The sequence below is a fragment of the Paracoccus sp. NFXS7 genome (genome assembly GCF_040148865.1).
Lineage (GTDB): Bacteria > Pseudomonadota > Alphaproteobacteria > Rhodobacterales > Rhodobacteraceae > Paracoccus > Paracoccus marcusii.
Window position 1 is genome coordinate 510,833 of sequence record NZ_JAKEKV010000001.1, and the last position, 21,236, is coordinate 532,068.

Below are 21,236 nucleotides of genomic sequence, written 5' to 3' on the forward strand. Positions count from 1 at the left end.
AAGCCACATGACGGATTGTCAAGTTTGGCCAGCCCAGACGCGGGGATTCATCTGTAGAGAAATCCCCGCAAACGCTCCTGGTAGCGCACAGCGCATCTGAGTCACTAACCGTGCAAATCCGGCGCGCTATCGCCTAATCGGAACACCGTGTTTATGGACGTACATGGCGCCGCGACACGAGAAAACCTACGCTGTCAAGGACGGGCAGTGCACGAGCTTCTGCATGCATTGAAACTTCAGCTCTACGAGATGCGAGATGACTATTTCGGAGTAGAGAAATCTGTCCGCGAACTTGGCGGCAGAGCCGCAGGTTCTATTAAGCCTAGGTACCATGCTATAGACGCACGGACAGTCATGTCCCTCCTCGGTATCTGCACATTCTCTTGCGGAGCAATGAAGCAAGTAGGACAGGTTATGATGTTACGAAACTGTCCTGTTCCCTGCGCGACAAAATGACGGCAGCGAGCGTCAGTTCTGAGACTTATCCAGCCAATACCTGACATAATGGTCTACCGACAAGCCGGCGCGCCGTGGCCACGCCGACCAGCCCAGAACCGATTCCTATCACGGGAACCGCGTCCGATTCGGACGGGTCCTTTCCGTTACTCGACCAATACCAAGTCGATCCAATTATGCCCTTGCTCGGTTCCGCCGTTGGCATCATATCGATTGGATACGGCGCAGTACGACCGGTCTTGGCGGCAGCCGACACCCGAATGACTACAACAGCCCCTGTTCCCGGAATGACGCCTCCGCATCCTTGCCGATGATGACGTGGTCGTGGACCGAGACATCGATCGCCTCACAGGCCGCTGCGACGCGGGCGGTCATGGTGATGTCCTCATCACTGGGGGTCGGATCGCCGGAAGGGTGGTTGTGGACCAGGATCACGGCGCTTGCGTTCAGCTCCAAGGCGCGCTTGGCCACCTCGCGGGGATAGACCGGCACGTGCCCGACGGTGCCGCTGCCCAGGGCCTCATCGGCGATGATCGTGTTCTTGCGATCCAGGAACAGCACCCGAAACTGTTCGGTCTCGCGATAGGCCATGCAGGTGCGGCAATAGGAGATCAGCGCCTGCCAGGACGACAGCACCTCGCGCTGCAGAACCTTGGCCTGGGCCATCCGTTGCGCGAACGCGTCCACCAGCCGCAGTTGCAGATAGACCCAACGGTCCGCGCCCTCGACCTGCCGGATGCGATGTTCGGATGCGGCGACGACTCCGTTCAGATCCCCGAATGTGGCAAGCAGGCGCTTGGCTAAGGGCTTGACGTCGATCTTGGGCACAGCATTGAACAGCAAAAGCTCCAGCATCTCGTAATCGGGCATCGGCGCATGACCGCCCTCCAGAAAGCGGGTCCGCAGCCGTTCACGATGACCCCAGTAATGCGGCCGGGCGGTCCCGTCCGTCCCTGTCACCAGCCCGCCGCCCGCCGCGGCATCGGGCTTCAGCCGGTCCGTCATGCGGAAGGACCTGGTGAACGCGGGCTCGGTCACCGCCTCGGGGGGCGGCATGCGGGCCTCGAGGTCGGCCAGACCTTTAAGCGCCTCTTCGGAGAACCCGCCCGGCGACCGGACCAGAAGCTCGACCGTATCCCGTGCCTCCTCCGTCTGCGACACCTGCACCTTGCCGCTTCGATCCCAGATCATGATGCGCCCCCGTCGTATCGAAATGCGATGCCCGGTGATTGTGTCACGCAATCCAGGCCCTCAGCCGGACACATTGCGCAAATAAGGTAAATCAATCCTTAACGGGCAACGCGACAGCTTCCGAATCCGGGGGCTATCTGCGGGAAACTTGTTGCCGATTGCTCAAGCCATGACGTGCTTTTCGTTCCCGCAGTTGGTGCTGCCGCAAAGGATCAACACCTCTCGCACAGGACTGCATCGTCGCTCTCTGTGCCGCTCAGGAGATCAGGCCCACACGCCGCCGGATGGCCTCATCGCGCAGCGAGATCTCGGCACCCAAAAACGCATCCGCATCCGGCCCGCACATCCACAGCAGTGCACGTGCGGGCCATTCCGGCGGGATATGCACCGTCCAGTCCAGCTGGCTGATCGGATTGACGCCGCTGTCGCGGATCGCCGCCTGCATGTCTGTCGCCACGGTACCCGGCGACAGGCTGATCGCCCGAACGCCGTCCGCCCGCGCCTCCTGATCCACCGCGCGCGTCAGCATCAATGCGCCTGCCTTGCTGGCACAATATGCGCTCCACCCCTCCTGAGGAGCATGGGCGGCGCCCGACCCCACCGTCAGGATGGTCCCGCCGCCGGCTGACCGCATGACCGGCAGTGCGGCACGGATCCCGTGAAAGACGCCCTTCAGGTTGATGTCGATGGCCTGTCCCCAGGCATCCGGATCGGCATCGGACATGCCGGCGATCGGTCCGATGACACCGGCATTGTTGATCAGGACGTCCAACCGGCCCGCGCGATCACAGAAGGACGCGACCGCCCGTTCCATGTCGGCGGCACGTGCGACATCGCCTTCCAAAACCATGCCGCCAATTTCGTCGGCCAGCGCTGAGATCGCGCGTGCATCACGGGACATGAGGCCGACGAGCGCCCCGGCCTCGGCAAGCACCCGCGCCGTCGCCGCACCGATGCCCCGGCTTGCCCCGGTCACCAGAACCGCCTTGCCCCTCAGATCGACCATTCCTCACTCCTGCCTTGCCATCAGTCTCACGGACACGGCCAGCAAGCCGGTCCACCAGACTATGACATTACTGCACCGCTGCGTGCATCCCAAGCCGCCTGCGCCATGCAATCGTAGGAATTTCGCAGAGCAGGTGTCACAACCTGTGCGAAAAGGCAGGTTCTCAGGACGGCGGGTGTCGGCTAGTTAAATTTGTATAGTTTATTGAGTTGGATTTTTCCCATGCACCAGAACCAGACCGATCTGCGTCCCGTCGTTTCGGCGAAAGACCTGGCGATGATCCTTTCCGCCATCGGCGCCTATTCCCACAACGCAGAGTTCCGCGACCTTCGCGACAGGCTGCAGCACCAGGCCGTCACCTGGGGCGTGTTCCGCGCAGGCTGAGCCCAGTCAGTAGGCTCAATCGACATAACTGACATGCCTTTAGAATATAGACGATAAGTCACATCACGCGGCATGCTAGTTCCGTGTGCCGTCATATTCGTGATCCAATCGCAGCCTGTCACAATCCAGACAATGCGTGGGCCCGCCGACTTCCCTTCCTGCCCACTGCACGCCTGTCCATCTATTGTCGCGTAAGAGGTTCATCATGTTCATTCGAAAGTCATCCCGCCTCCGCACCGTCACGATCGATGACGGCAGCATCCTCAGCGTCGCCGATCTGCCCGATGCCGACACGCGTTGGGTTGCCTCGCGCAAGCAGACAGTGGTGCTCGCCGTGCTGCACGGACTGATCGACAAGGATGATGCATTGCGGCGCTATGGCCTGTCGGACGACGAGTTCAACTCGTGGTGCCGTGCCAGCGCGGCTCGTGGAAAGGCAGCCCTGACGGTGACCGCACTGCTGAAGTACCGTCAGCCACAATCTGATCAATCGACTGATACTTCTGCGGACTAGCTGCAAAGGTCAGCATCGGCTTGAGCATCGGTCTTGCGATTGTTTCATCGACGGTTACGTTGTGCCAAATGGCATAGCATTTGCTCGACAAGTCATCTCCAGCTACTCAGGGGTCGACGTGTAGTTTGGCACCGACCGCGTGATGCGGCAAAGGAGTGCCTTCCGTTTCCAACGGACGTACATTCGTCGCGGCGTTAATTTGCAGATTACTTACGGTGTTCGTAGTATACCCTAGGCAGTCACAAACACATTAAAGCGCAAAATGCCGACAGCCGATATGCGTTAATTGGCTGAGAATAGTGAGGTTATTGGTGCCCGGAGACGGATTTGAACCGCCGACACGCGGATTTTCAATCCGCTGCTCTACCAACTGAGCTATCCGGGCCCCGGTGGACCCTGGCGGGTCTTGGGTAGGCGGTGTTTACGAAGCGACGGCAGAACTGTCCAGACCGAATCTGCGGTTTTTCGACGACCTGCGGCGCTTTTCGGCGCGCTGCTTAGTCGTCACCGGCATCATCGCGCGGCAGGTCCTCCAGCGGCGGGCCGGGGATGACATAGGCACCCCGAAGCCACTTGGCCAGGTCGACATCCGCACACCGCTTGGAACAGAACGGGCGATACTGCGGCTGGCTGTCCTTCTTGCAGATCGGGCAGGCCATCACGCATCCCCGCTTGCGGAGGCCAGTCGTGCCAGCGGCACGCGGTCACGCTTGCGCGTCAATTCGTAGAGACCCATGGCGGTCCAACCGACCAAGGTCGTTTCCGACCCAGCCCCCCGGAAGGCCCCCTGCAGGACCTGATCCAGCGTCGCGCGGTCTCGCTTTGGCATAGGCGCAAAATCGACCACGATCTGTCCGCCCAGACCGCGCAGCGCAAGCTGCCGGGGCAGTTCGCGGGCCAGTGCGATATTCGCCTTCAGTCCCGCGGCCAGCGAGGTGTCGTTGCCGGTGTTCACGTCGACCGCGACCAGCGCACGGGTCGCCTCGACATGCGCATCGCTGCCGCCCGGCAGTACGACGCGGGAAGACAGCAGCGCATCGACGGCGTCCAGCACGCCGCAGCGATCAAAGCTGTCTTCGCCTTCCTCGACGGCGTCGGGGGCGGGCTCGGCCCAGTCCATCCACGCCTGCTCCCACGGCGTGGGCGCGTCCAGCAGCAGTTCCGGCGCGCCCGCGGTTTCGGCGCAGACGCGATCCGCCAGTTCGATCAGGTCGTCCAACTCCGCGCGGATGTCGTCGTCCTCCGCGTCCAGGCAGACGCTGCGGAGGATCAGGCCATGATCGCGATCGCCCAAGGACGCCCGGCCGATCGCCGCCAGCTCATCCCGGCGATCCTCATCGCGGATGCTGCGCGACACGTTGACCCCCGGCGCGCCCGGCGTAACCAGCGCGTGACGGCCGCGAAACAGCAGACGCGTGGACAGGGGCACGGCCTTGCCGTCCTCGGCCACGCCCGCGACCTGGACCAGCAGCGGCTTGCCCTCGGACACGCCCTTGCGATCGCGCAGATAGCCCGTCTGGCCATCCGGCAAGCGCAGGAACACGCCGCCCTGCCCCTTCATGAAGCGGTCGGTCGAGGCACGACAGATCGCGCCGGGCGCCAGCGCGGTCAGCGGATCGCTGGCCACCAGCAGGTCGATCAGCTGACCGTCCTGCATCAGGGCTGCGGCTTCGACGCCGAACAGATGCCCCAGAACGACTTGGCGACCCTTCATCGGGCGTCTTCCTTGATCTTGGGATGGATGCCGATCGCGGCCAGCATGGCGGCGGTTTCCGACAGAGGCAGGCCGACGACGGCCGAGAACGACCCCTCCAGCCACGGGATGAAGGCGGCCGCCGCCCCCTGGATGGCATAGCCGCCCGCCTTGCCGTGCCAGTCGCCCGCATCCAGGTACCGCTCCAGCGCGGCCGGATCGATCGATCGCATGCGGACCTTGGTCTCGGCCAGGCGCAGGGCGGTGTGGGATCCGTGGCGCAGCGCGATGGCGGTCAGCACGACGTGGCGGCGCCCCGACATCAGCCGCATGAAGGCCGCAGCCTCGTCCCGATCGGCGGGCTTGCCCAGGATGCGGCGGCCCACGGCCACGGTGGTGTCGGCGGTCAGCAGCGCCTCGCCCTCGGCCAGATCCAGCGCGGCGGCCTTTTCGGCGGCCATGCGGCGGACATAGTCGCGGGGCGGTTCGGCCTTGCGGGGAGTCTCGTCGATATCGGCGGGGCGCAGCGCGTCGGGAACGATCCCGATCTGGGCCAGCAGTTCCAGCCGCCGCGGGCTGGCTGATCCCAAAATCAGCCTGGGGGGCGTATCGGCCATCATGCGGCCTCCGGTGGTGTCGGCCGTCCCGGGGGACGGCTTACTTGAAGCGGTAATTGATCCGCCCCTTGCTTAGGTCATAGGTGTTCATTTCCACCTGAACCTTGTCGCCGGCCAGAACACGGATGCGGTTCTTGCGCATCTTGCCTGCCATATGCGCGATGATCTCATGGCCGTTTTCAAGCTCGACCCGGAATGTCGCATTGGGCAGGAGTTCCTTCACGACGCCGGGGAATTCGAGCATTTCTTCCTTGGCCATGGTCACTCCGTTCTTGTCATCCCGTCAGATTCGGGACCGACGTTACATGCGACCAGAATGCGGGGAATTCAAGGAAAAAGCGCCCGGTCAGCCGCGCAGCGCCGTCAGGTCGGTGCCCGTGGCAAGCCCCAGGTCGTCAATCGACAGGCCCTGGGCGCGAAACGGGTCGGGCTGGGACAGGTCGCCAGGGGCATGCGCCGCCATCATCGCGGCTGCCTGGCCCATCACCGGGACCATGCCGTCATCTGTCGCCGCCGACGCGGGGTCGCGCAGACGGATCGCGTGGCATCCCTCGGCCTCGCCGAACTTTCCGGTGGCCAGGACCTGGCCGTCCTGCGTCTCCAGCGTGGCCTGTGTCAGACAGGTGCGCGGCAGGCTCAGCAGCCGCCCGTCCAGAAAACCCCGCAGCTCGGCCAGCGACACGCGCTTGCGGCACAGCACGCCGGTCACCGAGACGGGGGCGTCCTGCATCGCCGCGGCCAGGCTGACCCGAACGGGGGCGGCGACCGGCGGCGCCGGGGCCGCGACAGGTGCGGCATCGGGGCGCGGACGCGCCTGGTTCGCGGGCTGCGGCAAGGCCAGCAGCACGCGTCCCTCGCGCATGTCGGGCGCCCCCATCGCCAGGTGGAACGACAGGCTGCGCAGCGGCCGATCCTCCAGCATCAGGGACAGGGGCCGGGGATCGTCCAGATGAGTCAGGAACTGATAGCCGCCGACGGCCTCGAACCCCTCGACCCCCTCCATCTCGGCAGTCAGCTCTGTCAGCAGGGCGTTGATGAAGTCGGAACACAGCAGCGCGTCGCTGCGGGTGGGTCGGCGCCGCTCCAGCCCGCGCGACGTCACGCGGCCAAGGGCCTGCCATTCGACCAGCGCCGCCACCGCCTGCGGGCACAGCGCGATTGCGCCCAGCAGATCGCCCGGACCCTGCAGCACGACGACCAGCGGCAGTTCCGGCAGCAGCTCCGGCAGCTCTGCCAGCGTCAGCGCGCCGGGCTGGACGGACAGCGCCCGGACGGGCAGCTGGTACAGCCGGTCGGCGGCGCGTCCGATCGCGGTGGCGGCGGCGCGGGCCGGGGTCGGCGCGGGAGATGCGGGCAGCTGCGGGGCCCCGCCTTGGCCCAGCCTGACCTGCGCGCGCGCCTGCAGCATGCGGCGCAAGACGCCAGGGGCTTGGGTGGCGGGGTCTGCATGGGTCATGTCACGTCCGAATCAGGCTGTCGCTGCCTGTTCAAAATGGACCGTCAGGATTGAGAAAGGGTTAACCGGAGGGCACCGGCGGCCGCGCCGGCAGCTGGATGCGGAACGCCGCACCCCCCTGCCCCGGCAGATAGCTGATGTCGCCGCCCAGGGTCAGCATGATCTCGCGGCAGATGGCCAACCCCAGGCCTGCGCCACCCGCGCGGGCGGGGTCGTTCAGACGCGCGAACTTCTCGAAGATCAGCGTCTGGCGGCCGCTGTCGATGCCGCTGCCGTTGTCGACGATGTCGATGACCGCGCCGCCGCCTTCCGGATGACGGACGCGGATGATCAGCACCGGATGCGCCGCATCGCAATACTTGCGCGCATTGCTGATGACGTTGATCAGCACCTGTAGCAGGCGGTCCGCATCGGTGATCAGGCCCAGATGTTCCGATGGCAGGTCGCGGTCGATCAGAAAGCCGCGTTCGGGCCGCGTGGCCGACGCCGCGGCCAGCGCGCGCGTGATCAGGTCGTGCAGGTTCGCGACCGAGATCGTCAGCTGCGCCCGCCCGCTTTCCAGCACGGACAGATCCAGAAGGTCGTCCAAGAGCCGCGTCAGGCGGCCGGCTTCGTCATGGATGATGCCTGCGAACTTGCCGCGCTCCTCGGCGGTCAGGTCGGGCTCCTTGAGGATCTCCGAGAACGCCCGGACCGAGGTCATGGGCGTGCGCAGCTCGTGGCTGATCTGGCCTAGGAAGGCGTCCTTCTGGACCGACAGAGCGGTCAGCTTGTCATTGGCCTCGCGCAGCTGGCGGGCGGTGCGGGTCAGCTCGGCCTGCGCGGCCTCAAGGCGCTGCGTCTCCTCCTTGGCGCGCTGCGCCTCGTCCGCGACCTGCAGAAGGTCGGCCACCGTCAGCGCGACGCCCCCCGCCACGCGGTCGATCATCGCATGCGCCGTGGCCGACCCGATCGACCCCGCCAGCCGCCGCTCCAGCCGGGTCAGGAACCGGGGCGTCAGGTCGGGCAGATAGCCCGTCTTGCCCTGCGCCCGCGCCTCGGCTTGAAAATAGCGCAGCGCGGCGTCCGGGCCCCAGACCCGCCGCGCCATGGCCAACAGCGGCTCGGCCCGGTCGTCGGCGCGCAGCATGCGGCTGTGGCGGATCGGCTCGACTGCGGACACGAAGGACAGGCCCTGCAGGCGTTCCACCGGGTCCGGGAACCCGAAGATAGACACTCCGATGAAGGCCAGCGTGTTCAGCGTCAGGGACAGCGCCACGGCGGCCGTCCAGGGATCGACCCCCGGCGGCACCGGCAGATCGCCCCCCACCCCCACCGACGGCAGGAAGATCAGCGCCATCCACAGGACCGATCCTGTGCCGATGCCGGCATAGGCGCCCTTGCGGTTTGCGCCGCGCCACAACAGCCCGCCCAGCATCGCGGGCAGCACCTGCGCCATGCCGGTGAAGGCCACAAGCCCCATCGCGGCCAGTGCCGCCGTGCCCCCCGACGCCTGGTGATAGACCCAGCCCGCCGCGACCACCGCCAGGATCGCGACCCGCCGCGCGTTCAGCACGAAGCCGCGCAGATCGTCGGTCTCGTCCGGGGCGGGGATGCGGCGTAGCGCCAGCCAGGCGGGGACCAACCAGTGGTTCGACACCATCGTGGCGACCGCGATCGCACACATGACGACCATCGACGTCGCCGCAGAAAACCCGCCCAGGAACACCAGCAGCGCCAGCATGTCCTGGCCCGCCGCCGCGGGCAGGGTCAGCACATAGAGGTCCGGGTCCGACCCCGCGGGCAGCAGTTCACGCCCCATCACCGCAATGGGCAGCACGAACAGCGACATCACGAACAGATAGGCAGGAAAGGCCCAGCCCGCGACATGCAGGCGCTCCTCGTCCGCGGCCTCGACCACCATGACCTGGAACATGCGCGGCAGGGTTAGGATGGCGGCGGCGGACACCAGGATCAGCGCGGTCCAGCGGTCGGGCTTGAGCAGCCAGCCCTGCGCCACGTCGGGATCGGCCGCGGCACGGGCGATGCGCGCCAGCATGTCCGCAGGCCCGTCGGCCAGCCCCCAGACCACGAACAGTCCAAGCGCCACGAAGGCCGCCAGCTTCACGACCGCCTCCAGCGCGATCGCCGTGACGACGCCGTGGTGGCGTTCATCCGCCGCAAGGTTGCGGGTGCCGAACAGGATGGTGAACAGCGCAAGCCCCGCCGCGACCCACAGTGCCGTCCCCCCCATCGCGCCCGCATCGGCACCGTTGGGGACGTCGGTGGCGAAGATGTCGAAGGACAGGCGCACCGATTGCAGCTGCAGCGCGATATAGGGGGTCGACGCGATGACCGCGATCAGCGTGACGATGGCCGCCAGCCGGTTCGATTTCCCGAACCGGGCCGAGATCAGGTCCGCGACCGAGGTGACGTGATGCATCCGCGCCACGCGCACCAGCCGCCTCAGCCCCCACCACGCCCCGGTGAAGACCAGCGTCGGTCCCAGATAGATCGTCGCGAACTCCAGCCCGGACCGGGACGCATAGCCCACCGCGCCATAGAACGTCCATGCCGAACAATAGACCGACAGCGACAGCGTATAGACCAGCGGATGGTCCAGCCAGCGTACATGCCCGCGCGCCGCCGCCCGGTCGGCGGCATAGGCGACCCCGAACATCAGCGCGACATAGGCAAGGCAGGCGCCGACCAGCGCCTCAAAGGGCATCGGGGCCCCCCGTCGGTGCCTCGGCGCGCATGGTCGCGGCCTCTGCCCGCAGCAGGGCGCGGTGCAGCGCGCGGATGACCACGATCAGCACCGCCCACAGGCCGAACAGCCAGACCGCGCCCCCGGCATAGGACAGGCTGCCCGGCATCCACCAGACCGGCACCAGCAGCAGCATCATCGTCATCACCGGCAGCACCCGCGCCGCATCGCCAAGGCGGCGGCGATGGAACGAGGCGCGTTCCAGAAACAGCGGCCGGTCGGGCATCAGGCCAGCATCCGGCGCACCGTCGCGCGCAGTTCCTGGTTGTCGAAAGGCTTGGCCAGCACTGCATCCGCCCGCGCGCCGTCATCGCCGGTCTGCCCCCGCGCAGTCAGCATCAGCACCGGCGTCGCGGCCAGGTCGGCGTCATCGGCGGCGCGCAGATCCTGCAGGATCTCGGTCCCCGACCGGTTGGGCAGCATCAGGTCCAGGATCACCAGGCGCGGGCGTGCGGCCAGGATCGCCTCGATGCCGCCGGCGCCGTCGGGATGCAGGTCGACCGACCACCCCTCGCGCGACAGGATGAAGCGCACCGCCTCGGCGATGTTGGGCTCGTCCTCGATCATCAGGATGTCCGGCTGCATCCGCCCTCCCCGCGTGCGGCCCGGCGGGCCGGGGCGGATCATGGGCCGGATCACGGCCCCGTGTCAAAGGGACCTTTGCGCCTGCCCGCCCTGCGGCACCAGGATCGAGGGTTCGCGGCGCGCCGGACAGTCGGCACGCGGGCAGATCCGGCAGGCGGGCCCGATGGGCAGCGCATCGTCGGGGGGCGGTCCGTCGAACGGCAGGATCAGCATCAGCGCCTCGGTCAGCAGCGGGCCGTCAAGGCCCAGGGGCTGACGGCGCTGCGCAAAGGACAGGGTGCGGAACGCCCGCCCGTCCGGGGTGACGACGATCCGTGCCAGCGCCACCTGCGGCACCGCCAAGGCGTGATACAGCGGCCACAGCGCACAGCTGTCACCAGGCCGTGGCAGCGCAAATCCCAGCGCGGCGCGACGCAGGGTCAACACCCCCGATCCGTCGCAGACCAGCAGGCCCGCGCCCTGGAACCCCTCGGGGCGCAGATCGGCCAGCCGCCGGATCACCAAGTCTAGGGGCTGGCCAAGCCGCGCGGCCAGCCGAACCGGGTCGGGCGGCGTGCCCGCCGCGGGGATCGCCTCGGTCAGCGCGCGGTCCGACAGCGCGTCCCGGTCGTCCAGCATCCCGGCCAACAGATCCGCGGCCATCGCCCGCGCCGCATCCGAGGTCAGATCGCCCGGATCGGGGTCCGCAACGCCGGGTTCGGCCAGCCAGGCCTCGACCTCCTCCTGCGGGGTGGTGGCCTGACCTTCGGCCTCGAAGCTGTCCAGATAGGCGACCAGGGCCTGTGCGGTCAGCGACAGGCGCTGGCTGTCCTGGTGCAGGTTCGCATGGAACCGCTGGCGCCATTCGGCGGAAATCTCGCCCTCCTCGACCAGGATCGCCGCGGTGGAGCGGACCGAGGTCACCGCCGACAGCACCTCGTGCAGGGTGGTCAGCAGATAGGGATCGCGGGTCATGCGGTCGGACAGGTCGACCAGTTGCCGTTCCAATCCGGCGCCCCGCCGCGCATGGGCGATCAAAAGGCCCGACCAGCCCGGAAAGCGGGCCAGGAATTCGGTGATCTGGTCCAGTTCCGGCACGGTGCCCACGGCGACGGGATGGGCCGCGGCCTCGCGCAGGGCCGCAATGCGGACCTCCTCGCGGCCTTCGGCCAGCTCGTCGGGGGGAACCTCCAGAACCTCGGCCAGGCGGGCGATCAGGTCGGCGCCGACGGGGCGGCGGTTGTGTTCGATCAGGTTCAGATAGGCGGGAGAAATGCCCACGGCGCGCGCGATGTCGGCCTGGCGCCGGGCCATCGCCAGGCGGCGTTCCCGGATCCGCGTCCCCGTCAGGACGGTGGCTGCGCGCGCGGGCACGGCCTAGACCGCCAGACCGTGGCGCCCGGCAAGATCGGTGAAGAACTGCCACGCGACGCGTCCCGATCGCGCACCGCGCGTGGCCTGCCATTCGATCGCCTGCGCGCGCAGTTCATCGGGGTCGACCGACAGCCCATAGGCCGCGCAATAGCCGTCGATCATCGCCAGGAATTGGTCCTGGTCGCAGGGATGAAAGCCAAGCCACAGGCCAAAGCGGTCGGACAGGGACACCTTTTCCTCGACCGCCTCTCCGGGGTGGATGGCGCTGGCGCGTTCGTTGTCGATCATCTCGCGCGGCATCAGGTGGCGGCGGTTCGAGGTCGCATAGAGGATCACGTTCGCGGGCCGCCCGCTGATCCCGCCATCCAGCACCGCCTTCAGCGACTTGTACTGGGTGTCGTCGTGGCTGAAGGACAGATCGTCCGCAAACAGCACGAAGCGCCGCTCGGGTGCGGCGCCCAGGATCGCCAGCAGCCGTCCGACCGAATGCAGGTCGTCGCGGGCGATCTCGACCAGGACCAGCGGCAGGCCTTGGGCCACGGCCTCGGCATGGACCGCCTTGACCAGCGACGACTTGCCCATGCCGCGCGCTCCCCACAGCAGGGCGTTGTTCGCCCCCAGGCCGCGCGCGAACTGCAGCGTGTTGTCCAGAAGCGTGCGCCGCGACCGATCGATGCCGATCAGCTGGTCCAGCGGAACCCCGGCCACATGCGCCACCGGCACCAGGCGGTCAGGGTCGGCCTGCCAGACAAAGGCGGTCGCCTCGTCGAACCGGGGCACCGGAACGGCCGGCGGGGCCAGCCGTTCAAGCGCATCGGCGATGCGCGTCAGCGCAGCCGTCATTCGTCATCCTCGATCCACAGGCCCTGGGCCCGCAGGTCACGCTCGCGCACCACCTCGATGCGGCGGACGATCTGGATCGAGATCTCGTAAAGGCCATAGACGACCGAGAACAGCACCAACTGGCTGCCGACATCGGGCGGCGTCAGGCAGGCGGCCAGCGTCAGGATGATCACCACGGCATAGCGGCGCGTGTTGGCCAGCGACTGCGACGACACCAGCCCCGCCCGCCCCAGCAGCGCCAAGGCGACGGGCAGCTGGAACGAAAGGCCAAAGGCCAAGATGAACCGCGTGGTCAGGGTCAGATACTCGCTGACAGAACCCTGGAACACGATGCCGGCCAGTCGGCTTCCCTCGCCCGCCACGGCCGCCGGATCGTCCGGCAGGGCCAGCGGACCCTGCTGAAAGCCCAGGAAGAACGCGAAGACCATCGGCAGGATAACGTAATAGGCGAAGGCGGCGCCCAGCACGAACATGATGGGCGATGCCAGAAGGAAGGGCAGAAAGGCGCGGCGTTCACTTTTGTACAGGCCCGGCGCAACAAAGCGCCACAGCTGATACCCGATCACCGGAAACGACAGGATGAACCCGCCGAAGAAGGCGATGCGGATCGCGACCGAGAAGCCTTCCTGCAGCTTCAGCAGGATCAGGCCGCATTCCTGGCCCCGCTCCTCCAGCGCGGCGCAGATGGGCCGGGTCAGGAAGTTGTAGATCGGGTTCCAGACCAGATAGGCCAGGATCATCGCCACGACCAGGGCCAGCACGGACCAGATGATCCGCGTGCGCAGTTCCTTGAGATGTTCGATCAGGGGGGCCGAGCTGCCGTCGAGATCGTCGTCGATCGGGGTATGCGCTGACACTTACAGGTCCTTCGTGTCCGTCCGCCGCACGCCGGAGATGCGTCGGCGCGAATCGGGATTGGGCGCCACGTCGGCGGCAGGCTGGGTGGCCGTGTTCGCAGGCTGGACCGTCGGCGCGGCGGGCGCCGCGGGGATGGCCGCATCTGCGCCCTTGTCCGCGACCGGGGCCGCGGGGTCTGGCTGGATGCGCTGGCCCATGTTGGTCTTGGGGTCCCACTTCTCGAACTTGGTGACCGCGCGATCCAGCGCGTCCAGGCCGCGACTGTTCTTCGAGGTCATCGAGGACAGGTTCTTCATCCCCTTGGCCGCGTCGTCCAGGCCGCTGGCCTTGGCCGCATCCTCCATCGCGCTGGTGAACTCGCGTGCCATCGACCGGGCGCGCGAGGTCAGCCGCCCAAGCGTATGGAACAGCTTGGGCAGATCCTCGGGGCCGATGACGACAAGCGCGACCACCCCGATCAGCAGCAACTCGCTCCAGCCGATATCAAGCATTCGGGAACTCGACCTTGGGGCGCACGGTTCAGGTGCGGGTGTCGGTATGCGGCGTCACGTCGCGTGCATCGGTGCCCGGGACGGTGTGGACCGGTGCGACAGGCTGGGTCGGGGTGTCCAGGCTTGCCGCAGGCTTGTCGGCGGTCTGTTCGGCGGAAGGATCGTTCAGGCCCTTCTTGAAGGCGGTGATTCCCTTGCCGAATTCGCCCATCAGGGACGAAACCTTGCCGCGTCCGAACAGGACGAGGACGACGATGGCGATGACCAGAAGGGCCATGGGGGACGGTGCGTGCATTTCAGTTCTCCGTACCGGTGTCAGGCCGTTGACCTGATTTCAAGGACTGCAACCAACTATAGGCCCAGTCCGCAGCCGTTGAAAGCCCACCCGGCGCGATAAAGCCCCGCCCCCCTCCGGCGCAGCCTGCGATGACGCGATTTTGACGGCGCGTCCCGGCTTGGCAGGGGCGGCGCGGCACGCGATAAGGGCCGCATGGACCTGCAGCTGTACCTGACCGCCTTCGTCACCCTGTTCGTGGTCATCGACCCGATCGGCCTGGCCCCGATCTTCATCGCGCTGACCCCCGGCCAGTCGGGGGCGGAACGTCGCCGCATTGGCGCGCGGTCGCTGGTCATCGCCGCCGTCCTGCTGACGCTGTTCGGCCTGACGGGCGATGCGATCCTGTCGGCGATCGGCATCTCTATCTCGGCCTTCCGCATCGCGGGGGGGCTGCTGCTGTTCCTGACCGCGCTGGACATGCTGTTCGAACGCCGCACCGAACGCCGCGAGGGCCAGGCCGACGGAGACCAGCCCAGCCACGACCCCTCGGTCTTTCCGCTGGCCATGCCGCTGCTGGCCGGGCCCGGCGCGCTGGCCACCATGATCCTTCTGGTCGGAGAGAACCAGGGCGTGGGTCATGTCGTCATGGTCCACCTGATGATGCTGATCGTGCTGGGCATCTGCATGGTGCTGTTCGCGCTGGCGACGCCCCTGGCGCGCGCCCTTGGGCGCACGGGGGTGATGGTCGTCACCCGGCTGCTGGGCATGCTGCTGGCGGCACTTTCGGTGCAGTTCGTGATCGACGGGCTGCGCGGATCGGGCCTGTTCGGGTGAGCGGCGACGACATCGCCCGCCTGGCCTTCTATGCGATGCTGCTGGTCGTGATCGGCGGCGCGATGGTGTTCGAATTCGCGGGCCGGGGCGGCCGCGCCCTGCGCGCGCTGCTGATGTGGGCGGTGATCATCGCCGGTCTGGCCGCCGGATACGACTGGTGGCAGCAGACCTATGGCCCCCGCCAGCAGGTGCTGGAAAACGGCGCCCGGATCGAGGTTCCCGCAGGCCCCGGCGGCCATTTCCACCTGGAGGCCGTGTTGAACGGCACGCCCATCGACTTCATCGTGGACACCGGCGCCACCAGCGTCGCGCTCAGCCGCGACGATGCGCGTGCGATCGGGCTGGACCCCGACACGCTGCGCTTTGGTGGCCAGGCGGTGACGGCCAACGGCCGTGTGGCGACGGCCCCCGTGACGATCGCCGAATTCGCCATCGGCGATGCGGTGGACCGCGACGTGCGCGCCGTGGTGATCGACAGCGCGCTGCAGGACAGCCTGCTGGGCATGTCCTATCTGCGCCGCTTTGCCCGTGTCAGCTTCGAGGGCGACCTGCTGATCCTGGAACGCTAGCGCGGCATCGCGCCGGCCATCTGGCGGATGGTGGCAAAGATCACGTCGATGCCGCGCGCCAGCTGGGCATAGTCGGTCCATTCCTCGGGCGCATGCGATATGCCGCCCCGGCTTGGCACGAAGATCAGCCCCGTAGGCGCGAAACCCGCCATGATCATGGCGTCATGGCCCGCGCCGCTGACCATGACCCGATGCGACACGCCAAGCGCCTCGGCCTGCGCGGACAGGGCCGCGTGGATCTGACCCGACAGCGGCGTGGGCGCGGCATAAAGCTGTCGTTCCACCTGGGCGGTCAGGCCGTTGCCCTGCGCATGCGCCACGGCGCCCTGCACCATCTCGATCAGGCGCAGCACGTCCTCCTCGGCGGGGGCGCGCAGATCGACGGTGAAGGTCACCAGATCGGGAATGACATTTGCACCACCGGGCAGCACCTCCATCTTGCCCACGGTCAGCACCGATTGCCGCCCCACCTGCCGCGCCAGATCGGGCAGCAGCGACAGGATGCCGACCGCGCCCGTCAGCGCGTCGCGGCGTTGATCCATCGGCGTGGTGCCGGCATGGCCCGCCTGACCGCGCACGGTCACGCGCAGCTGCGCCAGCCCCACGATGCGGTCGACGATGGCGATGTCCTGACCCTCGGTTTCCAGCACCGGGCCCTGTTCGATATGCAGTTCCAGAAACGCATGCACCGATCCGGGCGCCAGGGCCGCCTGCCCCGCCCGTGCCGGGTCCAGTCCGTAATCGGTCATCGCCTGCGCGGCCGACACGCCCGCATCGTCGCGCAGGTCGTCCAGACCGGCCGGGTCCACCTGCCCGGTCAGCAGCCGCGATCCGAACAGGCCGCCGCCGAAGCGGGTGCCCTCCTCCTCGATCAGGGCCACCACCTCGACGGGGCGATCCGGCTGCAGGCCAAGGTCGCGGAACAGGAACGCGGTCTCGATCCCCGCCACGACGCCCGCGGGGCCGTCGAACCGCCCGCCGTTGGGCACCGAATCCAGATGCGATCCGACCAGGATCGGCGCCAGATCCGGGCGCCTGCCCTCCAGCCGGCCAAAGACGTTGCCGACGGCGTCCTCTCGGACCTCCAGCCCGGCCTCGACCATTTGGCCCGCCACGAAATCGCGCGCGGCGCGGTATTCGGGGCTGTAGGTCAGCCGCGTCGTACCCCTGCCGGGGGTTGCGTTGAAACGGTCGATGCCCTCGATCAGCGCCTCGATCCGGCGTGCATCCGCAAATCCTGTCATCCGATCAGCCCCACGAACAAACCTGCCAGCACGACCGACACCATCGTCACCGTGACAAAGCCCGCGACCAGCATCGGCGGCAGCAGATGCGCGGTCAATGCCTCGCGTTCTGCGGCATCGTCGGTCAGCGTGTCGATGACGTCCTTGGTGATGATGTAATCGGCGGGAAACCCGTACAGCGCGGTCAGCGAGCAGGCAAAGGCCATCGCGGGCGTGATGCCCAGCAGGCGCCCCACGATCCAGGACGCGATGTACATGCCCACCAGCCCGATCGCGATGATGGTGACCAGCGGCACGGCCAGCTGGCCCAGCATCTCGGGCGTTGCGCGCTTCAGCCCGTCGAAAATGAAGACCATCAGGATCAACACGGTAAAGCCGAAGGCATTGGCCTTGCGCAGCGGCTCACGCTCCAGGAAACCGACCGACGTCGCGATGACGCCGAAGACCAGGCACAGCACGAAGGGGCTGATGGTGACGACCGGCGCGGCCAGTTCGGACAGGCCCCAGGCCGCAAAGGCCACGACCCCAAGCCGCAGCATCTTGAAGTAGACGGTGTCATAGGCGGCGGGCAGACGCGCGAACAGGCGCGGCGGCATCGGCGCATCGGCGCTGTCGGCCACCGGTGCCGTTCCGTGCCAGCGGCCCGCGCGGTGCAGGTCCAGAACGCGCCGCCCTTCGCGCTTCAGCATGATGGCGGTCAGCGGATAGCCCGCAAAGCCCTGCATCACATAGATCAGGATCGCCAGAACCGACAGCGCCTGCAGGCCCGCGTCCGCCGCCGCCTGCGACATGATCAGCGACGCGACCACCCCGCCGACCAGCGGCGGCGTCGCCACGACCACCGTCTGCCAGTCCAGCAGCATCACGCCCAAGGTGAACAGCAGCGCCACGATGCCGCCGATTCCGGCCAATGCCACGACGACGGTGCGCCACTGTCGTGCCAGTTCGGCGAAGGACAGAAGCGTCCCCATGTTGGTGATCAGCAGGTACATGGCCAGAAAGACGATCGGCGTCTGGAATCCCGCGACCTGGACGATGTCCTGGGGGAAGAAGGTCCAGTAGCCCACCAGAAACAGGATCGCGCAGACGAAGACCGACGGCAGCCAGGACCGCGTCCGGGTCGAGACGACATCGCCGATCCACAGGATCAGCGCCAAGATGGAGAAGGCCAGCAATTGCGGCATGGGTCCAAGCCTTTCGGATCAGGATCTGTCAAAGAGCGGCCGCATGACGCAACAAACCCCGCGCGCCGGCCGTGATGCGCGTTACAATTGATCCATCTGGATGTATTGTGCAACGGTCAATCGTCGCCTCCGCGCGACGGCCACGACCGGAGGAGCCGATGCAGACCGACGACCCCGATGCGATGCTGGCGCAGCTGCTGGACAGCGACCTGTCAGAGCTGCTGTCGATCAGCTATGTCGTGCTGGCCAACAACCAGGTGACGAACCGCCATATCGAGCGTGCCCACGACATGCCCGTGCAATGCTGGTCCGCGCTGCTGGCGACGGTCAGCTTTCCGGGACTCCGGGCACGAGATCTGCTGCAACTGTTCCCGCGCCCGCAGAACACCGTCAGCCGCGCACTGGCCCTGCTGGAGGCGCGCCGCCTGATCGAACAGCGTCCCTGCCCTCAGGATGCGCGGGCCAAGCGGCTGTATCCGACCCCGGACGGGTCCGACCTGCTGGCCACCATCCGCCAGACCGCAAGGCTGCGTCAGGACGAAATGTTCGGCGTGCTGGATGCCGGGGAACGGGCGACCTTTCTGGCATTGTGCCGAAAGATCGCCGCGGGACCACTGCTGGTGACATCACAGGTGATGCCCGATCAGGCCAGGCGGACCGGGATGCCCTTGGACGCCGGGGTGGCCGATGCCAGATCCCCGCGCGACAGCGGCGACAGCGGGTTCAGCTCCGGAAAGTAGCCGGCCAGACAGCCGCGCGGGATGTCATAGGGGATGACGCGCAGCCCTTGGACCCGCCGCGCGATCCCGTCCTCGGCGGCCGAGGTGAGGGTGATGCGCTGCTCCGCGGCCAGCCCCGCCGCCGCCATGTCGTCGGGCGACATCATGACCAGCATCCGGTCGCCCTCGATCCCGCGCAGGCGGTCGGACATGCCATAGACGGTGGTGTTGAACTGATCATTCGACCGCAGCGTCATCAGGCGGTACACGCCTTCCTGCGCGCCAAGGCCGGTCGCGTCCAGATCGGCGGGTCGCGTGAACTGCGCGCGGCCGCTCTCGGTCTTCCAGACGCGGTTGCGGGCGGCGTTGTCGCGATAAAATCCGCCCGGCTGGTTCATGCGGGTCTCGAAATCGCGGAAATCATCGGGATAGACCGCCTCGATCAACGCGCGGATGCGGGCATGATCGCCTGCCCAATGCCTCCAGGGCATCTTGGGGTTGGGGTCCAGGGTCGCGTCGGCCATCCGGGCGACGATCTCGGTCTCGGACAGCAGATGCGGGCTGGCGGGCGTGCGATTGCCGATCGATCCGTGGATATGGCTGAAGCTGTCCTCGACCGAGACCTGCTGGTTGACGCCACCCTGCATGTCCTGTTCGGCCCGGACCAGGCAGGGCAGGATCCAGGACGCCTGTCCCGGCATCAGGTGGGTGCGGTTCAGGCGCGTCGCCACGTGGACGGTCAACGGCATCGACCGCCAGGCGTCGGCCACGCGATCGGTGTCGGGCACCGCGCGCGCAAGGTTGCCGCCCAAGCCCACGAACCCTGTGGCCCGCCCTTCCAGCAGCGCCTCGACGAAGGCGGTGGTGTTCCACCCCTCCTCCATCGGCGGCTGCATGTCGAACAGCGCGCGCAGGCGGTCGTTCGGGACAAGGTCGGGCTTTTCGGTGATGCCGACGGTGCGCTGCCCCTGGACGTTGGAATGGCCACGGACCGGGCTGCAACCCGCACCCTTGCGCCCGATATTTCCGCGCAACAGCAGCAGGTTGACCAGTGCGCCGATGGCGTCCGACCCATGGACATGTTGCGTCAGGCCCATGCCATAGACGCCGATCACGGCACGCGACCGGGCATAGATCGCACCGATCCCCTCCATCGCGGCGCGGTTCAGGCCGCTGACCTCCTCCAGTTCGGTCCAGTCGGTCGCATCGACCCAATCCATCCAGTCCTGCAACCCATGTGCATGCCTGTTCAGGAAGTCATGATCCAGCACGCTGCCCTGGCTGCGTTCCAACGCCAGCACATGCTTGGCGATACCGGTCAATGCGGCGATGTCGCCGCCCGCGCGCACCTGCAGATAGCGGTCGGCGATCTCGGTGGGTGCGCCCACGGTCATCTGCCACGGGCTTTGCGGGTTTGCGAATTCCAGCAGACCCTTCTCGCGCAGCGGGTTGATGGCGACGATGCAGCAGCCGCGCTTGGCCGCCTGCTGCAACGGGTGCAGCATGCGGGGGCTGTTCGTGCCGGGATTCTGGCCGATCTGCAGGATCATGTCGCAATGATCGAAATCCTCCAGCACGCAGGTGCCGACCGGCGATCCGACAACGGTCTTGAGCCCCACGGATGTCGTCTCATGGCACATGTTGGAGCTGTCGGGCAGGTTCACATGCCCATAAGCACGCGCATACAGCCCATAGAGGAACGACGCCTCCAGCCCCGCCTTGCCGGAGGCATAGAATGTCACGGTCTTGGGGTCCAGCGCACGCAGGCCCTGGCCGATCTCGGCAAAGGCCTCATCCCACGTGGTTTCCAGATAACGGTCGCTGGACGCGTCATAGCGCAGGGGGTGGGTCAGCCGTCCCGCCATCTCCAGATCGTATTCGGACCAGGTGGCCAGTTCGGCCACCGTGTGGTCCAGAAAGAAGTCGGGCCCGCAGCGCTCCGAGGTCAGGTCCCACAACGTCGCCTTGGCGCCGTTCTCGCAGAATTCGACGACATGCGGGTTGGGCGGCTTGCCCCAGGCGCAGGATGCGCACATCATGCCGCCCGCCTTGTTCTGGCCGCGCAAGGTCTCCAACGCGCCTGGCCCCGGCTTTGCGGCACGGGCCACCTGGGCCATCCCCTTTGCCGATCCCCACCCCCCGACGGGGCCGTCATAGGAAAAAACGCGGTCGTCGGTCTTGGGCTGGTCGTCGGACATGTCTGGCTCCTGTCAGGG

General features: G+C 67.2%; 23 protein-coding genes and 1 tRNA gene. 5 read left to right on the plus strand and 19 right to left on the minus strand.

Annotated features, from left to right (window positions below):
• Positions 1-720 precede the first annotated feature (720 nt).
• Complete coding sequence (gene radC, locus LZ686_RS02545; RefSeq protein WP_045999578.1) at positions 721-1,512, minus strand: RadC family protein; 792 nt, start codon at positions 1,510-1,512, stop codon at positions 721-723.
• Between the two features lie 391 nt (positions 1,513-1,903).
• The gene (locus LZ686_RS02550) at positions 1,904-2,653 is read right to left on the minus strand and encodes an SDR family oxidoreductase (protein ID WP_349546898.1); all 750 of its coding nucleotides are present in this window, start codon (positions 2,651-2,653) and stop codon (positions 1,904-1,906) included.
• 222 nt (positions 2,654-2,875) lie between these two features.
• On the opposite strand from LZ686_RS02550, the gene LZ686_RS02555 reads away from it, so the two are divergent.
• Positions 2,876-3,037: a hypothetical protein gene (locus LZ686_RS02555; RefSeq protein ID WP_164871441.1), complete on the plus strand. Its 162-nt coding sequence runs from the start codon at positions 2,876-2,878 to the stop codon at positions 3,035-3,037.
• Between the two features lie 205 nt (positions 3,038-3,242).
• A complete protein-coding gene (gene sciP / locus LZ686_RS02560; RefSeq protein WP_349546899.1) occupies positions 3,243-3,551 on the plus strand; it encodes a CtrA inhibitor SciP in 309 nt (102 codons plus the stop codon).
• A gap of 309 nt (positions 3,552-3,860) precedes the next feature.
• Here sciP and LZ686_RS02565 read toward each other — a convergent pair.
• The 14 genes from LZ686_RS02565 to LZ686_RS02630 all read right to left on the minus strand — a co-directional run bounded on the left by LZ686_RS02565 (position 3,861) and on the right by LZ686_RS02630 (position 14,488).
• Positions 3,861-3,936 (minus strand) — tRNA-Phe (locus tag LZ686_RS02565).
• A gap of 112 nt (positions 3,937-4,048) precedes the next feature.
• On the minus strand, positions 4,049-4,210 hold the full coding sequence (locus LZ686_RS02570) for a DNA gyrase inhibitor YacG (protein WP_127898792.1): 162 nt from the start codon (positions 4,208-4,210) through the stop codon (positions 4,049-4,051).
• Positions 4,210-5,265, minus strand: a complete 1,056-nt coding sequence (locus tag LZ686_RS02575; protein ID WP_349546900.1) for a ribonuclease E/G — start codon at positions 5,263-5,265, stop codon at positions 4,210-4,212. The genes LZ686_RS02570 and LZ686_RS02575 overlap by 1 nt, the downstream gene beginning before the upstream one ends.
• On the minus strand, positions 5,262-5,861 hold the full coding sequence (locus LZ686_RS02580; protein WP_349546901.1) for a Maf family protein: 600 nt from the start codon (positions 5,859-5,861) through the stop codon (positions 5,262-5,264). Before LZ686_RS02580 ends, LZ686_RS02575 begins: the two co-directional genes overlap by 4 nt.
• Before the next feature lie 40 nt (positions 5,862-5,901).
• The gene (gene infA, locus LZ686_RS02585) at positions 5,902-6,120 is read right to left on the minus strand and encodes a translation initiation factor IF-1 (RefSeq protein WP_036636451.1); all 219 of its coding nucleotides are present in this window, start codon (positions 6,118-6,120) and stop codon (positions 5,902-5,904) included.
• A gap of 87 nt (positions 6,121-6,207) precedes the next feature.
• Positions 6,208-7,317 (minus strand): FliM/FliN family flagellar motor switch protein, encoded by a 1,110-nt coding sequence (locus tag LZ686_RS02590; protein ID WP_217845708.1) that lies wholly within the window; start codon positions 7,315-7,317, stop codon positions 6,208-6,210.
• Positions 7,318-7,378: 61 nt separating this feature from the next.
• Entirely contained in the window at positions 7,379-10,024 is a 2,646-nt protein-coding gene (locus LZ686_RS02595) for a sensor histidine kinase (protein ID WP_127898795.1), read from the minus strand.
• Positions 10,014-10,289, minus strand: a complete 276-nt coding sequence (locus tag LZ686_RS02600; protein WP_127898796.1) for a hypothetical protein — start codon at positions 10,287-10,289, stop codon at positions 10,014-10,016. The genes LZ686_RS02595 and LZ686_RS02600 overlap by 11 nt, the downstream gene beginning before the upstream one ends.
• Positions 10,289-10,648: a response regulator transcription factor gene (locus LZ686_RS02605; protein ID WP_045998904.1), complete on the minus strand. Its 360-nt coding sequence runs from the start codon at positions 10,646-10,648 to the stop codon at positions 10,289-10,291. The genes LZ686_RS02600 and LZ686_RS02605 overlap by 1 nt, the downstream gene beginning before the upstream one ends.
• A 63-nt stretch (positions 10,649-10,711) precedes the next feature.
• A complete protein-coding gene (locus tag LZ686_RS02610) occupies positions 10,712-12,001 on the minus strand; it encodes a short-chain fatty acyl-CoA regulator family protein (protein ID WP_349546902.1) in 1,290 nt (429 codons plus the stop codon).
• A gap of 3 nt (positions 12,002-12,004) precedes the next feature.
• Positions 12,005-12,844, minus strand: a complete 840-nt coding sequence (locus tag LZ686_RS02615) for an ATP-binding protein (RefSeq protein ID WP_127898798.1) — start codon at positions 12,842-12,844, stop codon at positions 12,005-12,007.
• Entirely contained in the window at positions 12,841-13,701 is an 861-nt protein-coding gene (tatC, locus tag LZ686_RS02620) for a twin-arginine translocase subunit TatC (protein ID WP_349546903.1), read from the minus strand. The genes LZ686_RS02615 and tatC overlap by 4 nt, the downstream gene beginning before the upstream one ends.
• Positions 13,702-14,193: a Sec-independent protein translocase protein TatB gene (gene tatB, locus LZ686_RS02625; RefSeq protein WP_127898799.1), complete on the minus strand. Its 492-nt coding sequence runs from the start codon at positions 14,191-14,193 to the stop codon at positions 13,702-13,704.
• A gap of 28 nt (positions 14,194-14,221) precedes the next feature.
• Complete coding sequence (locus LZ686_RS02630; protein ID WP_045998900.1) at positions 14,222-14,488, minus strand: twin-arginine translocase TatA/TatE family subunit; 267 nt, start codon at positions 14,486-14,488, stop codon at positions 14,222-14,224.
• A 195-nt stretch (positions 14,489-14,683) separates the two neighbouring features.
• Between LZ686_RS02630 and LZ686_RS02635 the strand changes: the two genes are divergently transcribed.
• Positions 14,684-15,304 (plus strand): MarC family protein, encoded by a 621-nt coding sequence (locus LZ686_RS02635; RefSeq protein ID WP_045998899.1) that lies wholly within the window; start codon positions 14,684-14,686, stop codon positions 15,302-15,304.
• The gene (locus LZ686_RS02640; RefSeq protein ID WP_240542430.1) at positions 15,301-15,873 is read left to right on the plus strand and encodes a retropepsin-like aspartic protease family protein; all 573 of its coding nucleotides are present in this window, start codon (positions 15,301-15,303) and stop codon (positions 15,871-15,873) included. Before LZ686_RS02635 ends, LZ686_RS02640 begins: the two co-directional genes overlap by 4 nt.
• Here LZ686_RS02640 and LZ686_RS02645 read toward each other — a convergent pair.
• Positions 15,870-17,117 carry a Zn-dependent hydrolase gene (locus LZ686_RS02645; protein WP_217845703.1) on the minus strand — a complete coding sequence of 416 codons (1,248 nt, stop codon included), beginning with the start codon at positions 17,115-17,117 and terminating at the stop codon, positions 15,870-15,872. The two genes, LZ686_RS02640 and LZ686_RS02645, sit on opposite strands and share 4 nt — an antisense overlap.
• Positions 17,114-18,301, minus strand: coding sequence for a hypothetical protein (locus LZ686_RS02650; RefSeq protein ID WP_349546904.1), 1,188 nt, complete (start codon positions 18,299-18,301; stop codon positions 17,114-17,116). The genes LZ686_RS02645 and LZ686_RS02650 overlap by 4 nt, the downstream gene beginning before the upstream one ends.
• 158 nt (positions 18,302-18,459) lie before the next feature.
• Between LZ686_RS02650 and LZ686_RS02655 the strand changes: the two genes are divergently transcribed.
• Positions 18,460-19,041: a MarR family winged helix-turn-helix transcriptional regulator gene (locus LZ686_RS02655; protein ID WP_349546905.1), complete on the plus strand. Its 582-nt coding sequence runs from the start codon at positions 18,460-18,462 to the stop codon at positions 19,039-19,041.
• Here the strand turns inward: LZ686_RS02655 and LZ686_RS02660 are convergent.
• The gene (locus tag LZ686_RS02660; protein WP_349546906.1) at positions 18,945-21,218 is read right to left on the minus strand and encodes an FdhF/YdeP family oxidoreductase; all 2,274 of its coding nucleotides are present in this window, start codon (positions 21,216-21,218) and stop codon (positions 18,945-18,947) included. The two genes, LZ686_RS02655 and LZ686_RS02660, sit on opposite strands and share 97 nt — an antisense overlap.
• Positions 21,219-21,236: the final 18 nt, after the last annotated feature.